Origin of the sequence: Zoogloea oleivorans, assembly GCF_008107625.1 — a bacterium.
Taxonomy (GTDB): domain Bacteria; phylum Pseudomonadota; class Gammaproteobacteria; order Burkholderiales; family Rhodocyclaceae; genus Zoogloea; species Zoogloea oleivorans.
In genome coordinates this window covers 78,754-85,501 of sequence record NZ_SDKK01000021.1, presented here as the reverse complement: position 1 = coordinate 85,501, position 6,748 = coordinate 78,754, and the positions used below count along the sequence as shown (strand labels likewise).

6 protein-coding genes are annotated in these 6,748 nt (G+C 59.0%); all 6 read left to right on the top strand.

Annotated elements, in window-relative coordinates:
* Window positions 1-95: 95 nt before the first annotated feature.
* The 6 genes from ETQ85_RS19475 to ETQ85_RS19450 all read left to right on the top strand — a co-directional run bounded on the left by ETQ85_RS19475 (window position 96) and on the right by ETQ85_RS19450 (window position 6,709).
* Window positions 96-1,067: a cytochrome c3 family protein gene (locus ETQ85_RS19475; RefSeq protein WP_148580748.1), complete on the top strand. Its 972-nt coding sequence runs from the start codon at window positions 96-98 to the stop codon at window positions 1,065-1,067.
* On the top strand, window positions 1,060-1,674 hold the full coding sequence (locus ETQ85_RS19470; RefSeq protein WP_148580747.1) for a cytochrome b/b6 domain-containing protein: 615 nt from the start codon (window positions 1,060-1,062) through the stop codon (window positions 1,672-1,674). The genes ETQ85_RS19475 and ETQ85_RS19470 overlap by 8 nt, the downstream gene beginning before the upstream one ends.
* Window positions 1,675-1,719: 45 nt before the next feature.
* A complete protein-coding gene (locus ETQ85_RS19465; protein WP_148580746.1) occupies window positions 1,720-2,070 on the top strand; it encodes a c-type cytochrome in 351 nt (116 codons plus the stop codon).
* Window positions 2,071-2,138: 68 nt separating this feature from the next.
* Window positions 2,139-3,131 (top strand): DmsE family decaheme c-type cytochrome, encoded by a 993-nt coding sequence (locus tag ETQ85_RS19460; protein ID WP_187394784.1) that lies wholly within the window; start codon window positions 2,139-2,141, stop codon window positions 3,129-3,131.
* Window positions 3,132-3,150: 19 nt separating this feature from the next.
* Window positions 3,151-5,358, top strand: a complete 2,208-nt coding sequence (locus ETQ85_RS19455) for an MtrB/PioB family decaheme-associated outer membrane protein (protein ID WP_148580745.1) — start codon at window positions 3,151-3,153, stop codon at window positions 5,356-5,358.
* A gap of 110 nt (window positions 5,359-5,468) precedes the next feature.
* A protein-coding gene (locus ETQ85_RS19450; protein ID WP_148577793.1) for an IS3 family transposase occupies window positions 5,469-6,709 on the top strand; the annotation gives its coding sequence in 2 pieces (ribosomal slippage) (window positions 5,469-5,819 and window positions 5,822-6,709; 1,239 coding nt in all).
* Window positions 6,710-6,748 lie beyond the last annotated feature (39 nt).

Sequence of the window (6,748 nt, the reverse complement as noted above, 5' to 3'; positions counted from 1 at the left end):
ACTTGGCTGGACGCTTACGATTCACCGTATCAAAATCTTCTAGTGAAAAGTTGGGAGCCGATAATTTCTCCAGTTGTTAAATTCGAGGAATTCACGTGTTCGGGAAAATAAAAAAACGTTTTGGCGGGATTTTGGCGCTGCTGGCCTTCGTGGTCGCCGCGCCTGTCTTTGCCGACGATCCACCCCCATCCCCCGAAGCGCTGGTGAAAATTCGGGCCGCCAATGGTGAATGCCTGAAATGCCACTCCGAAGCAGGGCTGAAGGCACCGCCCAAGGAAGGAATGGATCTCAAGAAGCTGCGCGAACATCTGGTTCATCTGGATACCTTTACGGCATCCGACCACGGCCAGATGGCCTGTAGCAAGTGTCATGGCGACGGCTACGACGAACATCCCCACGCGGCGAAGGCGAGGGAAGGCATCAGCGAATGCCAGGATTGCCACGCTCGCAAGGCCATGCGCATCGAACGCCAGTTCGACAAGTCGGTGCATGCCGAGAACCTCAGTGACACTTTTACCTGCGCCACTTGCCACGACCCCCACGTGATGGCCGTCGCGACAAAGCTGCGTGACCCGCACAAGATCGTCGCCCAGGACAACAAGATCTGCCTGGATTGTCACGACTCCGACATCGCCTTCGCCAAGATGGCGCCGGACAAGAAAAAGCGTCCGCCCATCGACGACATTCACGACTGGCTGCCCAACACCCGCCTGCACTGGAAGGCCGTGCGCTGTGTGGAATGCCACACACCGACTGAAGACAAGCTTTCTCTCTCCCACGAGATCCAGAACAAGGACAAGGCCGAAAAAAAGTGCGCGAGTTGCCACACCGCCAACAGTTCGCTGAATGCCCGTCTTTACCGTCACCTGCAAACTGAAGAGCAGAACAAGTACGGCTTCATCAACAGCGTGATCCTGAGCAATTCCTACGTGGTGGGGGCAACCCGCAACCCGTCCCTCGACCTCATCCTCATCGTCCTGTTCGTCGCCACTGTCGTTGGCGTGATCGGTCACGGCCTCGTCCGCATCATTACGACTCGTCTGCGCAGGAGCAAGAACCATGACTAAGCGCATTTTCATGTTGCCCCTGTGGATACGCCTGTGGCACTGGAGCAACGCCCTGGCGATCGTCGTGCTGTCGATCACCGGGATCAGCCTGCACTTTGCCGATCCCAGCCTGCCTCTGGTGGAGTTCTCGCTGGCAGCGCGCGTTCACAACGTGGCCGGTGTCTGCCTTGCGGTGCTGTACGCGGTGTTCGTGACCGGCAACATCCTGACCGGCAACTGGTGGCAATACGTACCCAAGCCCCCCGGCATCATCGGGCGCTGCCTGAAGCAGATGCAGTTCTACGGCGTGGGCATCTTCAAGGGTGAGGCCGAACCTTTCCCGCCCACCCCGGAAGTCAACTTCAACGCTCTGCAGGCCGTCACCTACTGGTCGATCATGTATCTGGTGATGCCGGTCGTGATCCTCACCGGGCTGGTCTTCCTGTATCCCCAGTTCGCTCCGGACCGTTTGTTCGGCCTCGACGGCCTGCTGCCTGTCGCCCTGGTCCATTACCTCGGCGCGGCTGTGATCCTGCTGTTCATGGTGAGCCACATCTACCTGGGCACCATGGGTCCGAAAGTTTCCAGCTTGTTCAAGATGATGTTTACCGGTTGGTACGAGCACTGATTTACGTCCCCCAAAATCGAAAAAACGACCTCAAGGAGAGTTGATATGAATGCCAAAGTTATGACTGCAATGATGTCCGGCCTGTGTGCTGCAGGTCTGCTGATGTCCACGCAGGCCTTTGCCTTCGACGCCGACGAGGCTCAGGCCCTCGCCAAGAAGGAAGGTTGCCTCAAGTGCCACGCGGTGGACAAAAAGAAGGAAGCCAAGTCGCTCACCGAAATCTCGAAGTCCTTGAAGGGCAAGGCAGATGCCGAAGCCAAATTGTTGCACCACCTTACTTCGGGCGAAAAGGTCAAGTTCGAGGACGGCAAGGAAGAGGAACACAAAGTCATCAAGACCAAGGACAAGGTCGCGATCAAGAATCTGACGGACTGGATTCTTTCACTCGGCAAGTAAACAGGTCGAAGAGGGGGGCCGTCTTGCCGGTCGCCCTCAATACCGAAAGCAGTATCAGGGAGAAAAAAATGAAATTCTTGCGACAGTTGTTCGCCTCGTGCGCGTTGCTCGGGGCCCTTGCCGGCACTTCCGCTGCTCTGGCAGCCGATGCCCCTGCAACCGCCGGCGCCAAGCCGCCCGCCAAGGATCTGGTCCTGAAGGGGGATGCCAAGTGCACCACCTGTCACGACGAAGCAGATGAACCCAGGCTGCTGCACATCGGCAAGACCAAGCACGGCACCGTGGCCGATGGTCGTACTCCCAGCTGTACCAACTGTCACGGTGAAAGTGACAAGCACACGAACAATCCCGAAAAGCTGAAGGCGCGTCCAGCCACCGACCGCAACTTCAGTAAGGGGACCACTACTCCGGTAGAGGCCCGCAACGAGTCCTGTATCTCTTGTCACCGCAAGGATTCCAAGCGTTCCCACTGGGAAGGCAGTGCCCACCAGCGTGCCGATGTGGCGTGCACGTCCTGCCACCAGTTGCATACCGCCAAGGACAAGGTCGCTGACAAGCGCACCCAGCCCGAAGTGTGCTTCACCTGCCACAAGGAGCAGCGCGCCCAGGTCAGCAAGCCCTCCCACCATCCGGTGCTGGAAGGAAAGGTTGCCTGCTCGGACTGCCACAACGCCCACGGCTCTGTCGGTCCGAAGCTGGTCAAGCGCGATAGCGTGGTCGAGACCTGCTACACCTGCCACATGGAAAAGCGCGGCCCCTTCGTGCATAGCCATGAGCCGGTCAACGAGGATTGCGGCAACTGCCACAACCCCCACGGCACGGTTGCCGAAAGCCTCCTGAAGGTGCGTGCGCCTTTCCTGTGCCACCAGTGCCACACGCCTCATGGCGGTCAGCTTGGACAGTTGCAAGGCCAGTTGCCGACCGTACCGACCGCTACATCGAGCGGCAAGTCGGGCATCAACTACACCCAGGCGCGGGGCTGCATGAACTGCCACACCCAGGTGCACGGCAGCAACAATCCGAGCGCAACCAATCCGACTCCGCAGTTCAACCTGCGTTGAGAGTAGTGGGAGAACCATCATGAGAACCTCGAAAGCACTCCCGGGTTTCAGCCTCAAGCTCCTTGCGCTGGCCCTGTTTGCTGCATTTGGCCAAGCCCATGCAGAAGATGAAGACATCGCTGCGCTGACCCGTCCCGACAGTTCCGTTGCCGTAGGTGTTGCCGGTCTTAGCGGTTCCAGCAGCGAGCGCAGCTTCTTTGGCCAGTACAACGGTCTGCGTCGCAACGATACCTATCTGCTGCTCGACCTGGACTACATCAAGCGCGACGATGCCACCGGCACCTGGACGACCCTTCAGGGCCGTGATCTGGGGCTGGATACGCGAGAAGTGCAGTTTGGGCAGCAGAAGCAGGGGGACTGGAAGTACTCGCTGGAATATAACGAGATGGTCCGCCACGATCCGCGCACCATCAACACCAGCCTGATCGGCGCTGGTTCCACGAGTCCGCTGGTCTCACGGCTGGCGACTGTGGGCTCCGGTGACGAGCTGAACCTGAATCTCAAGCGCAAGAACGTCACCGTTTCGGTTGAGAAGTGGCTGAGCAAGTCGCTGCAGTTTGAAGCCAGTTTCAAGAACGAGGACAAGAACGGCGCCCGTCTGTTTGGCAATGGTTTCAACTGCCCCTCGGGGGCTGCGCCGGCGCCTACCTGCACGACTGCAGCCACAGGCATCAACCAGTGGGCGCTGTTGATGCTTCCCGAGCCAATCAACTCGACCACCAAGCAGTTCGATGCCCGCCTCAACTATTCAAATGACAAGTTGCTGCTGTCGGGGGGCTACTACGGTTCGTTCTACAACAACGAGTACACCTCGATGTCGGCGACCGTGGACGGCAACCTCAACAACCCCCTGGGCGCACCCATGGGGGGAGCAGGCCTGTCTTCAGGTTTGCGGAGCATCCTGCAGCTTCCCATCGCCTTGCCGCCGGACAATCAGGCTCACCAGGTTTTCCTGTCCGGCAACTACGCCTTCACGCCGACGACCCGGGCGAACTTCAAGTACGCCTATTCCCACGCCTCGCAGACGGACAACTATTCGAGTTTTGGCAATGCGCCCAACGGGCGGACCAACCTCGGTGGATCCATCGACACCAGTCTGTACCAGTTCGGGCTGACTTCGCGACCGATGCCCAAGTTGTCGCTGCTGGCCAATGTTCGTTATGAAGACCGTAACGACAAGACGCCGATCGCCTACTACAACATCGAAGGCACGAAGATTTTCACCAACGGCAACTACTCGCCGAAGCGCCTGAACGGCAAGCTTGAAGCGACCTACCAGTTGCCCGCGGGCTACCGTGCCACCCTTGGTGCCGATTACGAGTCGCTGGATCGCAGCTCCTTCGTCCCGACCAATTCGGTCGCGGGTTTGAGCGGCCTGCGCCAGAAGACCGAGGAAAGCGGCTACCGCATGGAACTGCGCCGTTCCATGAGTGAAACCCTCACGGGGGCGGTCGGCTACCAGAGCAGCAACCGCAGCGGTTCCGGCTGGCTCAAGCCCAACTCGGAACTTGGTGTCACCGAAACATCCAACTCCGCCATTTACAGCCGCACGGCGATTTTCCCGATGTCCATGGTCGATCGCCAGCGGGACAAGTTGAAGGCCTCAGCCGACTGGGCTGCCACTGAACAGCTGTCCGTACAGTTCATGATCGAATGGGGTGAAGACAAGTTCTCCGCGCCGACGACCAAAGGGCTCAACAGCAGCCACATGGCGTTCTACGGCATGGACCTGGCCTACATTCTCTCGGATGCGTGGAAGCTCACGGGTTACTGGTCACGTGGGGATCAGACCATGCACGTGGATCACTCCACCGGCTACATGGCCGCTCTGCGCAACCTGAGCGACACCTACGGGATCGGTGTGAAGGGCAAGCCCACCAGTCGTCTTGATATCGGTGCCGACTTGACGCTCACCGACGACAAGAACGAGTACAACCAGGGTCTGGATGCCTCCGCTTCGGCGGCCAACAAAACCCTTCTGGCCACATCGGGTGGTTTGCCGGACGTTACCTTCCGGCAATTCACGGTCAAGATGTTCGGCAAGTACGCGCTACAGAAGAATTCTGCCGTGCGCCTTGACCTGATCCATCAACACACCAAGATGAACGAGTGGACCTGGGGTTACGGTGGAACACCCTTCGCGTATTCCGACAACACCTCGGTTTATCTCAAGCCCAATCAGAATGTGACCTACGTAGGCGCGACCTATATCGTCGCCCTGCCGTAAGCCTGCTTCCGATTTGAAAAAGCCCCCGGTTTTTACCGGGGGCTTTTTTATTCCAACTGACCCGTCCTGAAAGAAGTTGACACCTTTTCTGTCAAGAGAGGGGAAGTCAGATGGACTCAGGGATCAAGAGGACGCAGAAGGACTACACGCTGGCTTTTAAACTGGCGGTGGTCGAGCAAGTGGAAAAAGGCGAACTGACCTACAAGCAGGCGCAGGACCGGTACGGCATCCAGGGTCGATCAACGGTGCTGGTCTGGCTACGCAAGCACGGTCGCCAGAACTGGGGGCCGATGGCACACTACGGCCGCATGAGTAAGCCGAACCCAAGCCCGAACAGCCCGACGCTCACGCCCGAGCAGCGGATCAAGGAACTGGAAGTCCAGCTCAAGGAGGCCCGGGAGAAATCCCGGTTCTTTGAAGCGGTGATCGAGGTGCTGAAGACGGACTATGGGGTGCACGTCGTAAAAAAGCCTGTGGGCAAGTCCTCGCGCAAAAGTCCGTCGAAGGGCTGAAGGTGTCGAGGGCTTGCCGCTACATGGGCATCAGCCGGCAGGCGCACTACCAATGGCAGCGCCGTCGGGCGTGCGACGAAGCCCGGCACGAACGGATTGTGGGCCTGGTGAAGGAGAAGCGCTTGCGCCAGCCCCGCTTAGGCACGCGCAAGCTGCACCACCTGATTCGCCCGGCGCTGATGGCCGAAGGCCTGGGCATCGGGCGTGATGCCTTGTTCGATCTCTTGCGCGGGAATCGTCTGCTGGTCCGGCCCCGGCGGGCGTATCACAAGACGACGGACAGTCACCATCGTTTCCGGCGCCACCCGAATTTACTTAAGGCGGGGCCGGAACAGGTTCAGGCCGAAGCCAGCGAGCAGGTCTGGGTCGCCGACATCACCTATCTGCCGACCCGGGAGCGCTGCGCCTACCTGAGCCTGGTCACCGATGCCTACTCCCGCAAGATCGTCGGTTACCACGTCCATGACAGCCTGCACACAGCCGAGGTCAGCCAGGCCTTGAAGATGGCCCTCAAGGGGCGCCAGGGACAGCAGCCGCTGGTTCATCATTCCGATCGCGGCATCCAATACTGCGCCCATGAGTACCAGGCCATTCACCAGAAACACGGACTGATCTGTTCGATGACCGACGGCTACGACTGCTATCAGAATGCCTTGGCGGAACGGGTCAATGGCATTCTCAAGCACGAGTTTCTGCTCCAACTGCCCGACGATCTGAATCAGGCCCGGCACATGGTTCGTCAGTCGATCGCCATCTACAACACGGAGCGACCGCATTGCTCGCTACAATTGAAGACGCCCGATGAAGTTCATCGGGCGTCTTTGCAGGCCAACCGTTAGGCCTGCTTATCCGTCACAACAGGTGTCAACCTGGGTTAG

Bases quoted from the DNA above. Each gene is read 5' to 3' on its own strand.
- ETQ85_RS19470 (WP_148580747.1), top strand. From the start codon at position 1,060: ATGACTAAGCGCATTTTCATGTTGCCCCTGTGGATACGCCTGTGGCAC.
- ETQ85_RS19465 (WP_148580746.1), top strand. From the start codon at position 1,720: ATGAATGCCAAAGTTATGACTGCAATGATGTCCGGCCTGTGTGCTGCA.
- ETQ85_RS19460 (WP_187394784.1), top strand. From the start codon at position 2,139: ATGAAATTCTTGCGACAGTTGTTCGCCTCGTGCGCGTTGCTCGGGGCC.
- ETQ85_RS19455 (WP_148580745.1), top strand. From the start codon at position 3,151: ATGAGAACCTCGAAAGCACTCCCGGGTTTCAGCCTCAAGCTCCTTGCG.